Source organism: Novosphingobium sp. CECT 9465 (assembly GCF_920987055.1).
Taxonomy (GTDB): domain Bacteria; phylum Pseudomonadota; class Alphaproteobacteria; order Sphingomonadales; family Sphingomonadaceae; genus Novosphingobium.
This window is the reverse complement of sequence record NZ_CAKLBX010000001.1, coordinates 1319392-1337388: the sequence shown is the minus strand read 5'-3', so window position 1 is coordinate 1337388 and position 17997 is coordinate 1319392. Positions and strand designations below refer to the sequence as shown.

At 60.9% G+C, this 17997-nt stretch carries 13 protein-coding genes; 8 read left to right on the top strand and 5 right to left on the bottom strand.

All coding sequences use genetic code 11. The features are described 5' to 3' along the window. The first annotated feature begins 58 nt into the window (after window positions 1-58). A complete protein-coding gene (locus tag LUA85_RS06500; RefSeq protein ID WP_231467996.1) occupies window positions 59-1819 on the top strand; it encodes a DEAD/DEAH box helicase in 1761 nt (586 codons plus the stop codon). Between the two features lie 322 nt (window positions 1820-2141). Here the strand turns inward: LUA85_RS06500 and infA are convergent, their stop codons facing one another. After that, window positions 2142-2402 carry a translation initiation factor IF-1 gene (gene infA / locus LUA85_RS06495; protein ID WP_183613044.1) on the bottom strand — a complete coding sequence of 87 codons (261 nt, stop codon included), beginning with the start codon at window positions 2400-2402 and terminating at the stop codon, window positions 2142-2144. Between the two features lie 270 nt (window positions 2403-2672). Between infA and LUA85_RS06490 the strand changes: the two genes are divergently transcribed. After that, window positions 2673-2912 (top strand): hypothetical protein, encoded by a 240-nt coding sequence (locus LUA85_RS06490; RefSeq protein WP_231467994.1) that lies wholly within the window; start codon window positions 2673-2675, stop codon window positions 2910-2912. Between the two features lie 4 nt (window positions 2913-2916). Here LUA85_RS06490 and lepA read toward each other — a convergent pair whose 3' ends face one another. Beyond that, window positions 2917-4734, bottom strand: coding sequence for a translation elongation factor 4 (gene lepA / locus LUA85_RS06485; protein WP_231467992.1), 1818 nt, complete (start codon window positions 4732-4734; stop codon window positions 2917-2919). Between the two features lie 268 nt (window positions 4735-5002). Here lepA and LUA85_RS06480 point away from each other — a divergent pair, with 268 nt between their 5' ends. After that, window positions 5003-6433: a porin gene (locus tag LUA85_RS06480; RefSeq protein WP_231467990.1), complete on the top strand. Its 1431-nt coding sequence runs from the start codon at window positions 5003-5005 to the stop codon at window positions 6431-6433. Window positions 6434-6442: 9 nt separating this feature from the next. On the opposite strand, the gene LUA85_RS06475 is transcribed toward LUA85_RS06480, so the two are convergent. Further along, window positions 6443-7018, bottom strand: a complete 576-nt coding sequence (locus LUA85_RS06475; protein ID WP_231467988.1) for a hypothetical protein — start codon at window positions 7016-7018, stop codon at window positions 6443-6445. A 408-nt stretch (window positions 7019-7426) separates the two neighbouring features. Between LUA85_RS06475 and LUA85_RS06470 the strand changes: the two genes are divergently transcribed. From LUA85_RS06470 to LUA85_RS06450, 5 genes are all read left to right on the top strand, one after another. Further along, window positions 7427-7804: a glycine zipper 2TM domain-containing protein gene (locus tag LUA85_RS06470; protein WP_231467986.1), complete on the top strand. Its 378-nt coding sequence runs from the start codon at window positions 7427-7429 to the stop codon at window positions 7802-7804. A gap of 256 nt (window positions 7805-8060) precedes the next feature. Beyond that, entirely contained in the window at window positions 8061-8582 is a 522-nt protein-coding gene (locus LUA85_RS06465) for a hypothetical protein (protein ID WP_231467984.1), read from the top strand. Window positions 8583-8680: 98 nt separating this feature from the next. After that, window positions 8681-9955 carry a cyclopropane-fatty-acyl-phospholipid synthase family protein gene (locus LUA85_RS06460; protein ID WP_231467982.1) on the top strand — a complete coding sequence of 425 codons (1275 nt, stop codon included), beginning with the start codon at window positions 8681-8683 and terminating at the stop codon, window positions 9953-9955. A 75-nt stretch (window positions 9956-10030) separates the two neighbouring features. Next, window positions 10031-11245, top strand: a complete 1215-nt coding sequence (locus tag LUA85_RS06455) for an argininosuccinate synthase (RefSeq protein ID WP_231467980.1) — start codon at window positions 10031-10033, stop codon at window positions 11243-11245. A gap of 405 nt (window positions 11246-11650) precedes the next feature. Next, window positions 11651-13270: a site-specific DNA-methyltransferase gene (locus LUA85_RS06450; RefSeq protein WP_231467978.1), complete on the top strand. Its 1620-nt coding sequence runs from the start codon at window positions 11651-11653 to the stop codon at window positions 13268-13270. Window positions 13271-13350: 80 nt separating this feature from the next. Here the strand turns inward: LUA85_RS06450 and LUA85_RS06445 are convergent, their stop codons facing one another. Further along, entirely contained in the window at window positions 13351-14898 is a 1548-nt protein-coding gene (locus tag LUA85_RS06445; protein ID WP_231467976.1) for a DHA2 family efflux MFS transporter permease subunit, read from the bottom strand. An 88-nt stretch (window positions 14899-14986) separates the two neighbouring features. After that, the gene (gene uvrA, locus LUA85_RS06440) at window positions 14987-17992 is read right to left on the bottom strand and encodes an excinuclease ABC subunit UvrA (protein WP_231467974.1); all 3006 of its coding nucleotides are present in this window, start codon (window positions 17990-17992) and stop codon (window positions 14987-14989) included. Between the last annotated feature and the right edge of the window lie 5 nt (window positions 17993-17997).

Here is a 17997-nt window from a genome sequence, read left to right as displayed (position 1 = left end):
CAGCCGGCAGACTGACCCTACCAGAAAGCGCCGCACAAGCGGCCGGATAGATGTGACGATGATATTTGAAAACTTGCCCGCCCCGCTCGCCAAGGCTCTCGAAGGCCATGGCTACACCGCCCTCACCCCGGTCCAGGCCTCGGTAAGCCAGCCCGAAGCGCTTGGTCGCGACATGATCGTCTCGGCCCAGACCGGATCCGGCAAGACCGTGGCGTTCGGCCTGGCCATCGCCAACGAACTGCTCGGCGATCAGGCAACCATGCCCTACACCACCGCGCCGCTGGCGCTGGTGATTGCGCCTACCCGCGAACTCGCGCTGCAGGTCAGCCGCGAACTGACCTGGCTTTATGCACCAGCACAGGCGCGCATCGCCACTTGCGTCGGCGGCATGGACGCCTCACGTGAACGCCGCGCCCTGTCGCATGGTGCCCACATCGTCGTCGGCACGCCGGGCCGCCTGCGCGATCACCTTGAACGCGGCGCGCTCGACCTTTCGTCGCTGCGCTGCGTCGTGCTCGACGAAGCGGACGAAATGCTCGACATGGGCTTTCGTGAAGACCTTGAGGAACTGCTCGACGCCACGCCCGAAACGCGCCGTACGCTGCTGTTCTCGGCCACGATGCCAAAGCCGATCGAGGCACTGGCCAAGCGTTACCAGCGCAATTCGCTGCGTATCTCCACGGTTGGCGAAGATCGCGGCCATGGTGACATCGCCTATCGCGCCGTCGCGGTTGCGCCGGCCGAAATCGAAGCGGCGGTGGTAAACCTGCTGCGCTTCCATGAAGCCGAAACCGCGATGCTGTTCTGCGCCACGCGCGACAACGTGCGTCGCCTTCACGCAACGCTGGTCGAACGCGGCTTTACGGCAGTTGCCCTGTCGGGCGAACACAGCCAGTCGGAACGCAACAATGCATTGCAGGCGCTGCGCGATCGTCGCGCGCGGGTGTGCGTGGCGACCGACGTTGCTGCGCGCGGTATCGATCTGCCCTCGCTCAGCCTGGTCGTCCATGTGGAAATTCCGCGCGACGCCGAAACCCTGCAACACCGTTCAGGCCGCACCGGACGCGCGGGCAAGAAGGGTACTGCCGTCCTGATCGTACCCTTCCCGCGCCGTCGTCGTGTGGAAATGATGCTGCGCGGCGCGCGTATCAATGCCGAATGGGCCGATGTGCCGACCGTGGAAATGATCCGTGCGCAGGATCGCGTCCGCCTGATGGAAACGATCCTTGCTCCGGTCGAAGCCGACGAGGCCGATCTCGAAATCGGCCGTGCCCTGCTGGAACAGCGTACGCCCGAAGAACTGGCCGCTGCCCTCGTCCGCGCGCACCGCGCGGCGATGCCGCAGCCTGAAGAAATGCTGTCAGGTGGCGGCAATGACGAAGGTCGTCGCCAGCCTGCTCACCGCGAAGGCTTTGAAGACACCGTCTGGTTCCGCATGGACGTGGGCCGTCGCCAGAACGCCGACCCGCGCTGGATCCTGCCGACGCTGTGCCGCCGTGGCCACGTCTCGCGCCAGGAAATCGGCGCGATCCGCATCACGCCCAATGACACCTGGTTCCAGGTTCCCCGCGCGATTGCGGACAAGTTCGCCGACGCCGTGCGCCGCACCGCCGATCCCAAAGGCGAGGACGAGAACGGCATCCACATCGAACCTGCGCCCGACGGTCCGCGCGAAGTGGCGCGCGACAACCGTCGCAGTGATGGCAACGACGGTCCGCGCGGCCCCCGCGCTCATCCCGGTGGTCCCCGTCAGCATCCCCGCGGTCCGCGCCCGGAAGGCAAGCCGCACCGCAAAGGTCCGCCTGCGAAGCGTTCGTGAAAATCTGACGTCGCAATGCCCACCCCGCTGCGACCAAGTTCGCCTGCGGGAGGGCTGCGGGTGGGCTTTCGCGTTCAACACCACCGCTCTTCACCAGACAAGAAAAAGGCGGCAGGTCCAGATGGACTTGCCGCCGCTGTCTTTTTCCGATGGGGCCTTCAGCCAACCATCTGGAGAACGATGTCCCGCAGCTCGCGTTGCGAGAGTACGGGAGAAGTGCGCCGGGGTTCTGCTTGAACCGGGACCGCGAAGAGCGGAGTTTTAGGCGCGATATTCGAATTTGCGTAAGTTGTAAGCATTCAATTCCTGTATTCTTGGTAAATCAGCGGCGCCGTCTGACGCCACCGGGGCCACCGCCACCAGCGATCTTTTCGCGGAAGACGATACGGCCCTTGGTCAGATCGTATGGGGTCATCTCGACCTTCACACGGTCACCCACGATTGAACGGATGCGGAACTTGCGCATCTTGCCCGCAGTATAGGCAATGATTCGATGGCCGTTTTCCAGCATGACGCCGAAGCGGCCATCCGGCAAAATCTCGTCAATCTCGCCATCGAGGGTAAGCAGGTCTTCCTTCGCCATGTGTCAGGCGGCCCGGAAGTTGGTTGTGCCGAACGGCATGGATGTTTTCCTTTCGCGAAAACAGTTGAAACCCGCCGCAGAACTGCGCGTCGGGGCTGGTAGCGCGTGAAAGGAAACGACAGCCCGACGGCCACAAATTCCGTCGCAGGCGACGATAGCAGTGCGCAAATGGCGACGGATTGCCCGAAAGTCAAGGGAAAGCGGTAGCGCGCGGAACTGAAATCCGGTTCGTACGGTTGATCGGATAACCTTCCAGCCGGAGCACTACCCGTGAAAACCACCATTGCTGCGATCATGATGGCCATGGCGCTTGCCGGTTGTGACACTGCCGAAGCACCGACGACGCCGATGAACGCCGACGACATACCGGAAAATCAGGGAATGGGCGGCACCTTCGATGGAAATCCGGGCGGTATTGCAACCGGAATCGGTATCGATCGCCCGGCCAATACCCCAGCCGAGGATAGCTCTTCGGCGGACGGCACCACTCCTATGCAACAGCAACCCTAGCGGGTTACTCCTCGCCCATGCGCAGCGCGGCGATGAAGGCTTCCTGCGGGATGCTGACGTTGCCGTATTCGCGCATGCGGGCCTTGCCCTTCTTCTGTTTTTCCAGAAGCTTCTTCTTGCGGCTGATGTCGCCGCCATAGCACTTGGCGGTCACGTCCTTGCGCATCGCCGCAATGGTCTCGCGGGCGACGACCTTGCCACCAATCGCTGCCTGAACGGGAATCTTGAACAGGTGGCGCGGAATCAGGTCCTTCAACCGTTCGCACATATGCCGTCCGCGCGCCTCTGCTGCGCTGCGGTGGACGATCATGCTCAGCGCATCGACCGGCTCGTTGTTGACGAGGATGCTCATCTTGACCAGATCGCCCTCGCGCAGGCCGATCTGTTCATAGTCGAACGAGGCATATCCGCGACTGATTGACTTCAACCGGTCGTAGAAATCGAACACCACTTCATTGAGCGGCAGTTCATACGTTACCTGCGCGCGCCCGCCAACATACGTCAGCCCGGTCTGTACCCCGCGCCGGTCCTGGCACAGCTTGAGGATCGAACCGAGGTATTCGTCGGGCGTATAGATCGTGCCCTTGATCCACGGTTCGTCGATCTGGGCGATGCGGCTCGGATCGGGGTAGTCCGCCGGATTGTGCAGCATGATCTCGCGGGCATCGTCGGTCCGGCTCTTGTTGAGCTGGATGCGATAGACCACCGACGGCGCAGTGGTGATCAGGTCAAGGTCGTATTCGCGACTCAACCGCTCCTGAATGATTTCGAGATGCAACAGGCCCAGGAATCCGCAGCGGAAGCCGAAGCCCAGCGCCGCGCTCGATTCCATCTCGAAGCTGAAGCTGGCATCGTTCAGGCGCAAGCGGCTGATGCTTTCGCGCAGCTTCTCGAATTCCGCCGCATCGACCGGGAAGATGCCGCAGAACACCACCGGCTGCACTTCCTTGAAACCCGGCAACGCCTTGGTCGCACCGTTCTTGACCGTGGTGATCGTGTCACCCACACGGGCCTGCGCCACTTCCTTGATCTGCGCAGTGATGAAGCCGATTTCGCCGGGACCCAATTCGTCCAGCGTCTCGATCTTCGGGCGCATGCAACCCACGCGGTCGATCAGGTGTTCGGTCCCGCCGGCCATGAACTTGACCTGCAACCCCTTGCGGATCACGCCGTTGATCACGCGCACCAAGATGACGACGCCGAGATACTGATCGTACCACGAATCGACCAGCATGGCGGTAAGCGGCGCATCGCGGTCGCCCCCCGGCGGCGGTATGCGCTCGACCACGGCGTCGAGCACTTCCTCGATACCGATGCCCGATTTGGCGCTGGTCATCACCGCGTTGCTGGCATCGATGCCGATGATGTCCTCGATCTCGGCCTTGACCTTTTCAGGCTCGGCAGCAGGCAGATCGATCTTGTTGATGACAGGCACGATCTCGTGGTCATGCTCGATGGATTGATAGACGTTGGCCAGCGTCTGCGCTTCGACGCCCTGCGCCGCATCCACCACCAGCAGCGCGCCTTCACAGGCGGCAAGGCTGCGGCTGACTTCATAGGCGAAGTCGACGTGGCCAGGCGTGTCCATCAAATTGAGCTGGTAGGTCCTGCCGTCCTTGCCGGTGTAATCCAGCCGTACCGTCTGCGCCTTGATCGTAATCCCGCGCTCACGCTCGATATCCATGTTGTCGAGCACCTGCTCGCTCATTTCGCGCGCGGACAACCCGCCCGTGAACTGGATAAGGCGGTCGGCCAGAGTCGATTTGCCATGGTCGATATGGGCAATGATGGAAAAGTTACGGATCAGCGCAAGGTCGGTCATGGCCGCGCCGTTAGCAGGTGTATGCTCGCGAGTCACGATGGCCTATCACCGGCAGAGGTTTGCCGATGCTCAGAATATTTTTCAATTGGAAGTCATTTTCCTGACGGTTGTTTCCGTATTGTAACATAGTGTGTTTTCGATGTTTTTCCGTCATTTATATGCGTGAACTGCGCTAACCCCGCATCGTTTTGCGTCAATTAACTGTCACACAAGCGTCATTTTACAGGCTTAGCGGCCGCCCAGCACAAGGATTGGAGATTCCTGGAACATGACGGGCAAGGCATTTCGCGCGGCACTGGCGGCAAGTGTGTTCATCAGCGCAGCAGGCGTGGCACACGCACAGGCTGCGCCACAGGACAGCGATGCGAAGATCGCCGATCTGCAGCGGCAGGTCGACGAACTGAAGGCCATCGTCCGCGCCATGCAGGCTGCAAACGTCACCGCCGCACCTTCCGCGATGGCGCAGGCGCAGGCGCCCGTCGCCACTCCAGCGACGGCACCGGTTCAACTTGCCGCCGCCCCCCCCGCTGCTGCCCCGGAAAAGAAGAAGGCATGGTACGACAAGCTGCAACTGCGCGGTTATACGCAATTGCGCATGAACGAGATTGTTTCGGGCGACAAGAACGCTCCGGCAGGCGTGTCGCGGCTGCGGTCAGTTCAGGATTCCGGCATCAATGAGAACGGCAATTTCTCCATCCGCCGCGCGCGTCTTGTCGTCCAGGGCGATATCTCGAACCGCGTCTCGCTGTACATGCAGGGCGATCTTGCGGCTGCCGTCAGCAACCAGACCGGCGGAGAGGCGCGGCAGAACTTCTTCCAGATGCGCGATGCCTATGCCGATGTCTATCTCGACAAGGCAAAGTCGCTGAAGGTGCGCCTTGGCCAGTCCAAGGTGCCGTTCGGATGGGAAAACCTCCAGTCCTCATCGAACCGGGTGCCGCTTGATCGCACGGACGCGATCAATGCCGCAGTGCCGGGCGAGCGCGATCTCGGCGTCGTGGCCTATTACACGCCACCAAAGATCCAGGCGATCTGGGATGAACTTTCGCACGAAGGCCAGAAGTTGTTCGGCAATTACGGCGCGCTTGGCGTCGGCATCTACAATGGCCAGTCGATCAGCCGCGCGGAAAAGAACGGCAAGCTGATGACCGTGGCCATGGCAACGATGCCGTTCCGCCTCGATGGCCTTGGCGGAATTTTCGACGGACAGATTGTCGAAATCGGCGCATCGGGCATGCTCAACAAGTTTCGCCCGGAAGTGCGCGCAGGCGGCGTATCGGCCATCGATTACGACGACAACCATGTTGGCATCCACGCGATGCTCTATCCGCGCCCGTTCGGCATACAGGCTGAATGGACTTGGGCAAAAACGCCCGAATGGGACCGTGCAACCAGTTCCATCATCGCCAAGGATGCCAGCGGTGGCTATGTGATGGCGATGTACCGCGTGCCCCCCTCGCCGCTGGGGCAGTTCATTCCTTTCGCCCGTTGGCAGCACTATCGCGGCGGCTGGAAGGCGGCGACCAATGCGCCCCGGCTTGAAACCGACGAATACGAACTGGGCATGGAATGGCTGCCGATGAAGGAACTGGAACTCACGCTCAGCTATGCCAACGTCAGCCGCACCGAAGCTGACGAGCGGCGGACCGGCCGCGCCAAGGGCGATCTGGTCCGCGCGCAAGTGCAATGGAACTATTGATCCGGCAGATCAGCGCGCAGAAAACGCGCTGGACAGGCGGAAGACGGCCTGCGCCGCTGCGCCATTGAGGTAGCGGACACGGTACTGGGTCGCTGACGTGTAATTGCCGGTAATGCTCACGACGAGTTGCTGCGCACCTCCTGGGGTGACCGCAGCCGAGGCAATCGGATGATAGGTCCCGCCGCTGTCCAGCGACTGGTCGATGAACAGGGTGCCCGCCACATCGGCATATGCCGTGGCAATGAAATGCGCATGATGATTTGAACCATTGGCCCTGCCGCTGCCGGTAAATGTCGCCGAAGCGGCCAGCGCGGTAGTACTGTCAGTGAAGCCCAGACCCGTGTTGACCGTGCCGGAAACGGTAACGCTCCCGATCGTGGCACTTCCTCCGGCCAGGGACGTGCCACTGGTATTAAGCGGGCGGCGTTTCAGCACAAGCATGACAGCCACCGTGCCGCTGCCGTAGGTGGAAACCCGCGCCCGCACTTGTGCTGCATTGCTGGTAAACGCAAACATCCCGGTTGCTGTTGAAGTGGTGACGGCCGAAGCTGTCGCGCTGGATGCCTGAACCACTGGCAAACTCACCCAGGCCAAACCATCGTTCGGTTGTTCGTATGTGATGGTGCACCCCGAACCGGCGCTCGTCACCTGAAAGGTTCCACCCCCAAAGCCGTTCGGTGGAACCGTCCGGATTGGCAAAGGCGACCGCATTGACGGGTGTAAACCGGGCGGGAAAACTGATTTCAGGATTGGGCATCGATGCCTCCATTCATTCAAGGAACAATCGACGACATCAGATAACCATATCGGTTCTTGTAGGAAAACAAAATGCAGCGGCAGCAATCGCGCATTCTGCCGCAGCCAAGGAACACCTCATCCCCGACGAAAGATCGAAATTGCTTCGTTCATCCGGGGTTGTGGATCAGATCACGATGTTTGCCGTTGTCAGATCGCGACCGGAAAATGCGGTCAATCAGTTTCAAGGGAAAGCTCATGAAAAAGACAATCCTCGCCGCAGCGCTGGCAGCAGTCGTCATCCCGTCGGCCCCCGCCTTTGCCGATCCACCGCGCTGGGCACCGGCGCACGGGCACCGCGCCAAGGAGCGCAATTCAATCTATGACAGCCGCGGTCGCTATATCGAACCGCGCCGGATCAGCAGCAATGATCGCGTTTGGCGGGGAAATGACGGACGCTATTATTGCAAGCGGAACAACGGCACGACTGGTCTCATAATCGGCGCAGCAGGTGGAGCATTGCTGGGCCGGGCGATCGATACCCGTGGAGAAAGGGCAACAGGCACCATCCTCGGCGCAGTAGGCGGCGCTCTGCTGGGCCGTGAGATAGAGCGGAGTGGCGCTCGTTGCCGCTAACCGCGAATCCAAGAATCTTCTGGTAAAATACTGAAAACGGGCGGATTCACGGTGGGTCCGCCTGTCCTTCTCGGCGCAAAGACATTTCCAGCCTTGCTTTGACCCACTGAATTTCTCCAACTAAGGGAATGCTATTGCATAACTTTAGTTATTTGAGGTAGTGCAACCTTTGTCGCCAACGCATCAAGGCCGACTGCGGGGAATGCAACCACCGTGTCGGGTGTTGATGCCATTGAAATATCAAAGCTGGAACTCGATGAGCACCGCAACCGAACATCAATATCTCGCACTACGCAGATATGCCTTTTACCTGATGCGGTTTTGCGAGGAGGTGACCTCTGCCGAGGCAGAGGAAACGGTCAAGGAACTCTACGAGCCGATCTGCACAATGCTGGAATTGCTGGCGCAGCTTTCCGGAACCGATTTTCGGAATCCCTTGCGTGACAGTTCTACCCTGCCGGATTCCCGAAAAGCGTCGGACCTTCTTCTCATCGTACCCAGAGATGCCTATTCCTTCGACGGCAAAACGGGCTGGTATTCATTTTCCTTCGATGCCGACGATGCCGGAAGATCTGCAAAAATCTACACCAGCAATGCCGATGTCCCGGCGTTCGCACTGGTCAGTTGCTACATTCAATTCCTCTACGACCTTGCCTTCAATAGCGATCTCGCCGCGGCGGATGGGCCTGCCATCGACGAACGCGCGGCCCCGGCGATCGACAGCCCGACAGCGCCGTCACAATCCATCCCCTCCAGTCGTGCCGCGATCGGGCGATAGACATAGGATGCGGACATCGGCGGGTTTCATCGCGATGGTCAGCCTCACTCCGTCGCTTTCCCCCTTGCGACCATGCGGAAGCTGAATATCCTGTTGCCATGTGGCTGCTCGACCAACTCCTGAAGCGTCTTATCCATACAGGCACGCTCATCGTGATCGATCACGACGGGCGGGAATATACCTATGGCAAGGGCGATGCACCGACGCTCGCCATCCGCCTGACAGACAAGGGCGCGGCCATGCACATCGCGCGCGACCCCCGTGTGGGCGCAGGCGAGGCTTACATGGATGGCCGACTCGTGGTCGACCCGCCACATGACATTCGCGATTTCATTCTTCTGGTCATGTCCAATGCCAGAAGCGTCGGCGGCATTGACCGCAAGGGCTGGCTGCGAAGGATGGCAAGCGGCCTTGTCGCTCGCGCCGACCAGTTCAACCAGCGCGCAAAGGCCTCGAAGAATGTCGTTCATCATTATGATCTCACGCGACAATTCTATGAGCTGTTTCTCGACGAGGACCGGCAATATACGATGGCTTATTACCGTGATCCGGCAAACACGCTGGAACGCGCACAGATCGACAAGAAAGCGCTGATCGCCGCCAAGCTGTGCCTTGAACCAGGAGAATCGGCGGGTGTTCGGGTGCTCGATATCGGCTGTGGCTGGGGCGGGCTGGCGCTCTACCTCCACCGCCACTTCGGCTGTGAAGTCCTTGGCGTCTCGCTCGCACCCGATCAGGTAAAGTTCGCCCAGGAACGCGCCGAGGCGGCAGGGGTGGCCGACAAGGTCCGCTTCCAGCTGATCGATTATCGCGACGTCACCGGCACGTTCGACCGCATCACCAGCGTCGGCATGATCGAGCATGTCGGCGCGCCGCACTTCGCCGAATACTTTGCCAAGACGAATGACCTGCTTGATCCCGATGGAATCATGCTCACCCATACCATCGGTCGCGCCGGGCGGCCCGGCACCACCGACAAGTGGACGCGCAAGTATATCTTCCCCGGCGGCTATATCCCGGCGATGAGCGAACTGGTGAGCGCGCTTGAAACAACCGGCTGGGAAGTGGGCGACATCGAAGTCCTGCGCTATCACTATGCCTATACCCTTGCCGAATGGTATCGCCGCGCCACGATGCATCGCGATGAAATCGTGGCGCTTTATGACGAACGCCTGTTTCGGATGTGGCAGTTCTATCTTGCCGGGGCCGAACAGAGCTTCCGCCACGGCGGCATGGTGAACTTCCATATCCAGAGCGTGAAACGCCGCAGCGCCCTGCCGATGACCCGCGACTACATCCAGCTCGAAGCCTCGCGCCTTTCCGCGCGCGATCAGGCACCTGCATGGCATCTTGACCGGGTGGCAGCGGAGTAACCAACGCCAAGAGGTTGCGATCTGGCACCCCGCCTGTTAGGCGCGCGGCGCGCTATTCTTCGGGAGTCATCTCGCATGTCCGATATCAAGAAGGTCGTTCTCGCTTATTCCGGCGGCCTCGACACCTCCGTCATTCTCAAGTGGTTGCAGGTCACGTACAATTGCGAGGTGGTGACCTTCACCGCCGATCTCGGTCAGGGCGAGGAACTGGAGCCGGCACGCGCCAAGGCCAAGCTGATGGGCGTACCCGATCACAACATCTATATCGACGATCTGCGCGAGGAATTCGTGCGCGACTTCGTGTTCCCGATGATGCGCGCCAACGCCCGCTATGAAGGCGATTACCTGCTGGGCACCTCCATCGCCCGCCCGCTCATTTCCAAGCGCCTGATCGAGATCGCGCGCGAAACCGGCGCCGATGCGGTGGCGCATGGCGCCACAGGCAAGGGCAACGATCAGGTCCGCTTCGAACTGTCGGCCTATGCGCTGGAGCCGGGCATCAAGGTGATCGCACCGTGGCGCGAATGGGACTTGACCAGCCGCACCGCCCTGATCGCCTGGGCCGAAAAGCACCAGATTCCGGTGCCCAAGGACAAGCGTGGCGAAAGCCCGTTCAGCACCGATGCCAACCTGCTGCACACCTCGTCCGAAGGCAAGGTTCTGGAAGACCCCTGGGCCGAAGTGCCCGACTACGTCTATTCGCGCACCGTCAATCCTGAAGACGCGCCCGACGTGCCCGAATATATCACCATCGATTTCCAGCGCGGCGATGGCGTTGGCCTCAATGGTCAGGCGATGTCCCCCGCCACGCTGCTGGCCGCGCTCAACGATCTTGGCCGCAAGCATGGCATCGGCCGTCTGGACCTGGTCGAGAACCGCTTCGTCGGCATGAAGAGTCGCGGCATGTACGAAACGCCCGGTGGCGAAATCTATGCCCGCGCGCATCGCGGCATTGAAAGCATCACGCTCGACCGGGGTGCCGCGCACCTCAAGGACGAACTGATGCCCAAATATGCCGAGCTGATCTACAACGGCTTCTGGTTCGCGCCCGAACGCGAGATGCTGCAAGCCGCGATCGACCACAGCCAGGCCCGCGTCAACGGCACCGTGCGGCTGAAGCTGTACAAGGGCAACGCGTGGGTGGTCGGCCGCCAGTCCCCCGACAGCCTCTATTCCGAACGCCATGTGACGTTCGAGGATGACGCGGGCGCCTACGACCAGAAGGATGCTGCGGGCTTCATCAAGCTGAACGCGCTGCGCCTGCGCCTGCTGGCGCAGCAGGGCCGCTGATCCAAAGTCCCCTCCTCGTCAGAGGAGGGGTTGGGGCTGGTGGCCCACCCAACCCCATGATATGATAATCCCACTGCCGGAACGGGGTAGTCCGCCCGTTCTTAAAGAGGCGATCCGGTCGATAGTCCGATCCTCCGGCAGCACAGAATGTATCACCACCAACGCCCACCCGACCCCTTCTGCGTCGTCCCGGACCTGATCCGGGATGAGGCTTTGTCTGGGCATCGGCGAAGCAGAGCCATCACCAAATTTTGGAAGGCATGGCGAGGTGTTCGCGCAAAGGCGCAACTTCACCCCGATCCAGCCTGCGCCACCTCGCAAGCTTCGGCATCCTTCAAGGGGGGTGGAGGAGAAGTGTCGTGCGGGTCTTGCGGTTACCGCGTTGCGTCGGCACAAGCATAGGCCATGACCAACACGCTTTATTACGGCGACAATCTTCATGTCCTGCGCGAACATGTGAAGGATGAGAGCGTCGATCTGATCTATCTTGATCCGCCGTTCAATTCGAACGCCAATTACAACATCCTGTTCAAATCGCCCGAAGGCCACAATTCGGACGCGCAGATCGAAGCGTTCGAGGATACGTGGCACTGGAATGACAGCGCCGAGAGCGCTTTCGATGAAGTGATGCGCAGCGGCAATACGGCGGCGTTCGAGCTGCTGCGGGCGATGCGCGGCTTTCTGGGCGATAACGACATGATGGCCTATCTTGCCATGATGGCGGTGCGCCTGCTGGAACTGCACCGCGTGCTGAAGCCGACCGGCTCGCTCTATCTGCACTGCGATCCGACCGCGGGCCATTACCTGAAGCTGCTGCTGGATGGGGTTTTTGGGCCAATTAATTTCCGCAACGAAATTACTTGGTTGCGTTATAGTCGCCCGAAGGGATCGCAGCACGATTCCAGACGCTTTGGTAATTCGACAGATTCAATTTTGTTCTACACAAAATCCGACAAATACTTTTTCGACTCATCAAGAGCGGGAATTCCGCTAAGCGAGGATGAAATCGTAAAACGCTATCCTCTAATTGACAATAATGGGAGATATAGCAGCGGCCCATTGCTTAGGTCTGAGGGTATGGGGGCAAGACCAAATCTCGTTTATGAGTATAATGGCTTTACTCCAGGTTTAGCAGGTTGGAGAATGACGAGGGATAAGCTCGTTGAACTCGACAGACGCGGTGACATCTATTGGACGTCTACTGGCAGTCCCCGTCGAAAAATAAGACCGGGCGATGAAAGTGTCACGGTCGTTAATAATCTTTGGGCTGATATTCCGGCGCTTGAGTCACAAGCCAAAGAGCGTTTAGGCTATCCCACACAAAAGCCGTTGGCTTTGTTAGAGCGAATTCTCGCAGCCTCTTCCAACGAAGGCGATGTGGTGCTCGATCCGTTCTGCGGCTGCGGGACGGCGGTTCATGCGGCACAGAAGCTGGGGCGGCAGTGGCTGGGGATCGACGTGACGCACCTTGCTATTTCGCTGATCGAAAAGCGGATGAAGGATGCCTTTCCCGGCGCCGCGTTCACCGTCGAAGGACGCCCGCAGGATCTTGGCGCAGCGCTCGATCTGGCGGAGCGCGACAAGTACCAGTTCCAGTGGTGGGCGGTCTCGCTGGTCGATGCGCTGCCGTTTGGCGGCAGGAAAAAGGGCGCGGACGGCGGGATCGACGGGCTGATCTATTTCAAGCCCGATGGCAAGCGCACCGAAAAGGCGCTCGTATCGGTCAAGGGCGGGAAGAACGTGGACGTGAAGATGATCCGCGACCTGCATTCCGCGATGGAGCGCGAGAAGGCTCCGTTCGGGGTGTTCATCTGCGCCGGATTGCCCACCAAGCCGATGGAGCGCGAGGCCGCATCGGTCGGCCAGTGGCAGAACGAATATACCGGGCGTTCGCATCCGCGCTTGCAGATTCTGACGCTGGCCGAACTGTTCAAGGGCAAGCGGCCCGATATTCCGTGGGTGGATGCCAGCGTGATGAAAGCGGCGAAGCGCGAGGACACATCGCGACAGGGAAATCTGTTATAGCCGGATTGCCGTCGGGTGTGGCCAGGCACAGGCAGGATGGGGCGTGAGACGGCCTCTCCATACTTTCGCTTGCCGGACCGTCAGTGCATGACAGCTGCCGAGCCGGAGCGGTCGCCGCGCAGAAGCAGGGCGAGCGGCGCGATGATCACCGCGCCCAGCGCCAGCATCAGGAATATGTCGTTGAACGACATGACCAGCGAATCCAGCCGCACTTGTCCATCGAGCATACGGTAAGCGCCCGCCATGCCTTCCGGCCCGCCGCCGAGCATGGCCGCATTATCGGTCATCGCCTGCTGGACGGCGATATCGTTGGCGCTGATCGAGGCGTGAATCTGCCAGCGGTGCACATCGATGCGCTGTTCCTGAAAGCTGGCGATCATCGCAAGGCCGATCGAACCGCCAAGGTTGCGCGCCGCCATGAAGATCGCCGATGCCTCATCCGCGTATTTCAGCGGGACGGCGATGATGGACGATTGCTGGAGCGTAAGCGTGGCGACCGCAGCGCCGCCACCGAACAGCACCTGCGGCAGGATGAATGCACTGCCCACCGATTGCGCGGTCATCCCCGTCAACAGATAGGCGCTGATACCGGCAATAAGGCAGCCCAGCACCACCGCTGTTCGCGGATCGAGCAGTTTGACGATAAACGGGAACGCCAGCATCATCATGACGGAACTGAGGCCCGGCATGAACACCACCTGCCCTGCCTGAAACGCATTGTACCCCGGAATGGCTGCAAGGAATTGCGGCACCACATATGACAGGCCGAACAACAGCGCGCCGAACATCAGCATCATCGCAACGCAGGCCGAAAAGGCCGGGACGCGCAGGAGCGCCAGCCGGATGATCGGCCTGGGGTTGTGGAACTGGGTCCAGGCCACAGCGATGAAGCCCGCGCCAGACAACAAAGCCAGCCGGATGATGAAGCCGGATTCGAACCATTGTTCACGGTGGCCTTCTTCCAGCATCACGGTGAGGCAGCCCAGCCCCAGCGTCATGCCGAACAGGCCCAGCCAATCGGCATTGCGCAAATCGCTCCAGTCAGGTGCGACTTTGGGAAGGCTGAAGATCAGCAGGCTGACCAGGCCGATGCCGACCGGTACGTTGATGAAGAACGCATAGCGCCAGCTGATCGCCTCGGTAATCCAGCCGCCCAGCAGCGGCCCGGTGAGCGGCCCCAGCAACATGGTGCCGCCGAAGATGGCGATGCCCACCGGCTGCTGCCGCGCCGGAAGCCGGGTTGCGATGATCGTGAGTGCGGTGGGGACGAGCGTGCCGCCGGCAAGGCCTTGCCCGGTGCGACCGACGATCATCGTGGTGAGATCGCCCGACAGGCCGCACATGACCGAAAAGGCGGTAAACAGCACGGTTGCAATCAGCATGAACCGACGCAGGCCCAGCATCCGCGACAGCCAGGCGGTGATGGGCGTGACGACGATTTCAGCGACGAGATAGGACGTGCCGATCCATGTGCCTTCGCTGGGGGAAGCACCGATCTCGCCCTGGATGGTTGGCAGCGAGGCATTGACGATCGAAATATCGAGCGTGGCCATGAAGGCGCCGAGCGCCCCTGCGGCAACCGCCAGCCATGCCGCAAGATCGGCGGCTTCCGGCTGCACTGCGGCCATCGGCGCGCCCGCGTGTTCTGCCGGTTGCCCGCCCCGTCCCATTCTCGCCTGACCCCCCAAGTAAATTGAACGAAATCGTATGATTTTGTCAGCGCGATGTAAAGTGTGCGCCTGCCCGCCGCAGCAATGGTCCCAGATAGCTGCCGGTAAAGCTGCGCGGGTTTTCCGCCACGACTTCGGGAGTGCCTTCGGCCACGATTTCGCCTCCGCGCACACCGCCTTCGGGACCAAGGTCGATGATCCAGTCCGCCGTCTTGATGACATCAAGGTTGTGTTCGATCACCACGACGCTGTTGCCCTGCTCGACCAGGCGGTGAAGCACTTCCAGCAACTTGCGGACGTCTTCGAAATGCAGACCGGTGGTGGGTTCATCAAGAATATACAGCGTTTGGCCGGTGGAGCGGCGCGCAAGTTCCTTGGCGAGTTTTACGCGCTGCGCTTCGCCGCCCGATAGCGTGGTGGCCTGCTGACCGACCTTCACATAACCGAGGCCGACTTCATTCAACATGTGCATCCGGTCGCGGATCGGGGGCACGGCCTTGAAGAATTCTTCGGCGTCCTCGATCGTCATGTCGAGGATATCGGCGATGGAATGGCCCTTGAACTTCACTTCCAGCGTTTCGCGGTTGTAACGGCGGCCCTCGCACTCCTCACACGTGACGTAGACATCTGGCAGGAAGTGCATTTCGATCTTGATCAGGCCATCGCCCTGACACTTTTCGCAGCGCCCGCCCTTGACGTTGAAGCTGAAGCGGCCGGGTTTGTAGCCCCGCGCGGCGCTTTCCGGCAGGCCGGCGAACCAGTCACGGATCAGGGTAAAGCTGCCGGTGTAGGTGGCGGGGTTCGAGCGCGGGGTACGGCCAATCGGGGACTGGTCGATCTCGATCACCTTGTCGCAGTGTTCGAGGCCCTTGATCGCATCGTGTGCGCCCGCGATCACCCGCGCGCCGTTCAACTGGCGCGCGGCCCCTGCATGAAGCGTATCGATGGTAAAGCTGGACTTGCCAGAGCCGGAGACGCCGGTGACACAGGTGAACGTGCCGAGCGGGATCTTGGCGCTGACGTTCTGCAGGTTGTTGGCGCGCGCGCCTTCGACGCTGATGAACAAGCCATTGCCCTTGCGGCGCTTTTCGGGAACTTCGATCCGGCGCGCGCCGGTCAGGTATTGGCCCGTCAGGCTTTCGGGATTGTCGAGAATGTCCTGCAACTTGCCCTGCGCGACGATTTCGCCGCCATGGACGCCCGCGCCGGGGCCAAGATCGACCACATGATCGGCGGTGCGGATGGCGTCCTCGTCATGCTCCACCACGATCACGGTATTGCCGAGATCGCGCAGGCGTTTCAGCGTGATGAGCAGGCGGTCATTGTCGCGCTGGTGGAGACCGATGGAGGGTTCGTCGAGCACGTAGAGCACACCCGACAGGCCGCTGCCGATCTGGCTGGCGAGGCGGATGCGCTGGCTTTCCCCGCCGGACAGTGTGCCGGAGGTGCGATCAAGGTTGAGGTAATCGAGGCCGACGTTGTTGAGGAAGCCGAGGCGTTCGTTGATTTCCTTGAGGATGGCCTTGGCGATCTGGCTCTGCTGGGAGGTGAGCTGCGCGTCGAGATTGCCGTACCATTCCACCGCAGCCGCGACCGAGAAATGCGTGACCGTGGAGATATCGGTGCCCGCAACCTTGACGCTCAATGCTTCGGGTTTGAGCCGTTTGCCGTGGCAGGTTTCACAAGGTTGCGCGGTCTGGAACTTGCTGAGCTCCTCCCGCATCCACGCGCTTTCGGTTTGCAGAAGGCGGCGGTTGAGATTGCCGATCACGCCTTCGAACGCCTTGCTGACGGTGTAGGACTTCTTGCCATCGATGAAGGTCAGCGGCACGGCCTTGCCGCCGGTGCCATAGAGGATGATCAGCTGCACTTCGCCGGGCAATTCGGACCACGGCGTTTCCAGCTTGAAGCCATAGTGCCCCGCAAGGCTGGCAAGGACCTGCATGTAATAGGGCGACGGAGGGTTGCTTTTCGCCCACGGCACGACCGCGCCCTGCTTCAAGCTGAGGTTTTCGTTGGGGACGACGAGTTGCGGATCGAACAGCAACTTTTCGCCAAGGCCGTCGCACGCGGGACACGCGCCCTGTGGGGCGTTGAACGAGAACAGCCGCGGTTCGAGCGCATCAATGGTGAAGCCGCTGACGGGGCAGGCGAACTTTTCGCTGAAAACGATGCGGTTGGGCGGCAGGCCGGTTTTCTTCATGCCGGATTTCTTCTTGCCCCCCTCCTCTTCAGAGGAGGGGCTGGGGGTGGTGCTGACGAGCGCAGTGGCACCGCCACCACCCCCCTCCTCTGAGGAGGCGGGGGCTTTTGATAGCGCCTCGACCGTCGTGTCCGCCAGATCGATGTACGCCAGCCCATCGGCGAGTTTCAGCGCCTGTTCGAAGCTGTCGGCCAGCCGCGTCTGGATGCCTTCCTTTACCGCAATACGGTCAACCACCACTTCGATGTCGTGCTTGAGCTTCTTGTCGAGCGCGGGGGCGTCTTCGATGGCCATCATTTCGCCATTGATGCGGACGCGGGTGTATCCCGCCTTCTGCCATTCGAGCAGTTCCTTGCGGTATTCGCCCTTGCGGCCGCGCACCGCGGGCGCGAGAAGATAGGCGCGGGTGCCTTCGGGCAGGACCATCACGCGATCGACCATCTGGCTGACCGTCTGCGCCGCGATGGGCAGGCCGGTGGCGGGGCTGTACGGCACCCCGATGCGCGCCCACAGCAGGCGCATGTAATCATAGATTTCCGTCACCGTGGCCACAGTGGAGCGCGGGTTGCGGCTGGTGGTTTTCTGTTCGATGCTGATTGCGGGGCTGAGGCCGTCGATATGTTCGACATCGGGCTTCTGCATCATTTCGAGGAACTGGCGCGCATAGGCCGAGAGGCTTTCAACGTAGCGGCGCTGCCCTTCCGCATAGATCGTATCGAACGCGAGGCTGGATTTGCCTGAGCCGGACAGGCCGGTGATGACGATCAGGCTATCGCGCGGAAGATCGATATCGATCCCCTTGAGATTGTGTTCACGGGCGCCGCGTACGGAAATGAATGATTGAGACATGCGCA

Bases quoted from the DNA above. Each gene is read 5' to 3' on its own strand.
- LUA85_RS06445 (WP_231467976.1), bottom strand. From the start codon at position 14,898: ATGGCCGCAGTGCAGCCGGAAGCCGCCGATCTTGCGGCATGGCTGGCG.
- uvrA (WP_231467974.1), bottom strand. From the start codon at position 17,992: ATGTCTCAATCATTCATTTCCGTACGCGGCGCCCGTGAACACAATCTC.
- LUA85_RS06460 (WP_231467982.1), top strand. From the start codon at position 8,681: ATGTGGCTGCTCGACCAACTCCTGAAGCGTCTTATCCATACAGGCACG.
- LUA85_RS06470 (WP_231467986.1), top strand. From the start codon at position 7,427: ATGAAAAAGACAATCCTCGCCGCAGCGCTGGCAGCAGTCGTCATCCCG.
- LUA85_RS06500 (WP_231467996.1), top strand. From the start codon at position 59: ATGATATTTGAAAACTTGCCCGCCCCGCTCGCCAAGGCTCTCGAAGGC.
- LUA85_RS06450 (WP_231467978.1), top strand. From the start codon at position 11,651: ATGACCAACACGCTTTATTACGGCGACAATCTTCATGTCCTGCGCGAA.
- LUA85_RS06455 (WP_231467980.1), top strand. From the start codon at position 10,031: ATGTCCGATATCAAGAAGGTCGTTCTCGCTTATTCCGGCGGCCTCGAC.
- LUA85_RS06480 (WP_231467990.1), top strand. From the start codon at position 5,003: ATGACGGGCAAGGCATTTCGCGCGGCACTGGCGGCAAGTGTGTTCATC.
- lepA (WP_231467992.1), bottom strand. From the start codon at position 4,734: ATGACCGACCTTGCGCTGATCCGTAACTTTTCCATCATTGCCCATATC.
- infA (WP_183613044.1), bottom strand. From the start codon at position 2,402: ATGGCGAAGGAAGACCTGCTTACCCTCGATGGCGAGATTGACGAGATT.
- LUA85_RS06465 (WP_231467984.1), top strand. From the start codon at position 8,061: ATGAGCACCGCAACCGAACATCAATATCTCGCACTACGCAGATATGCC.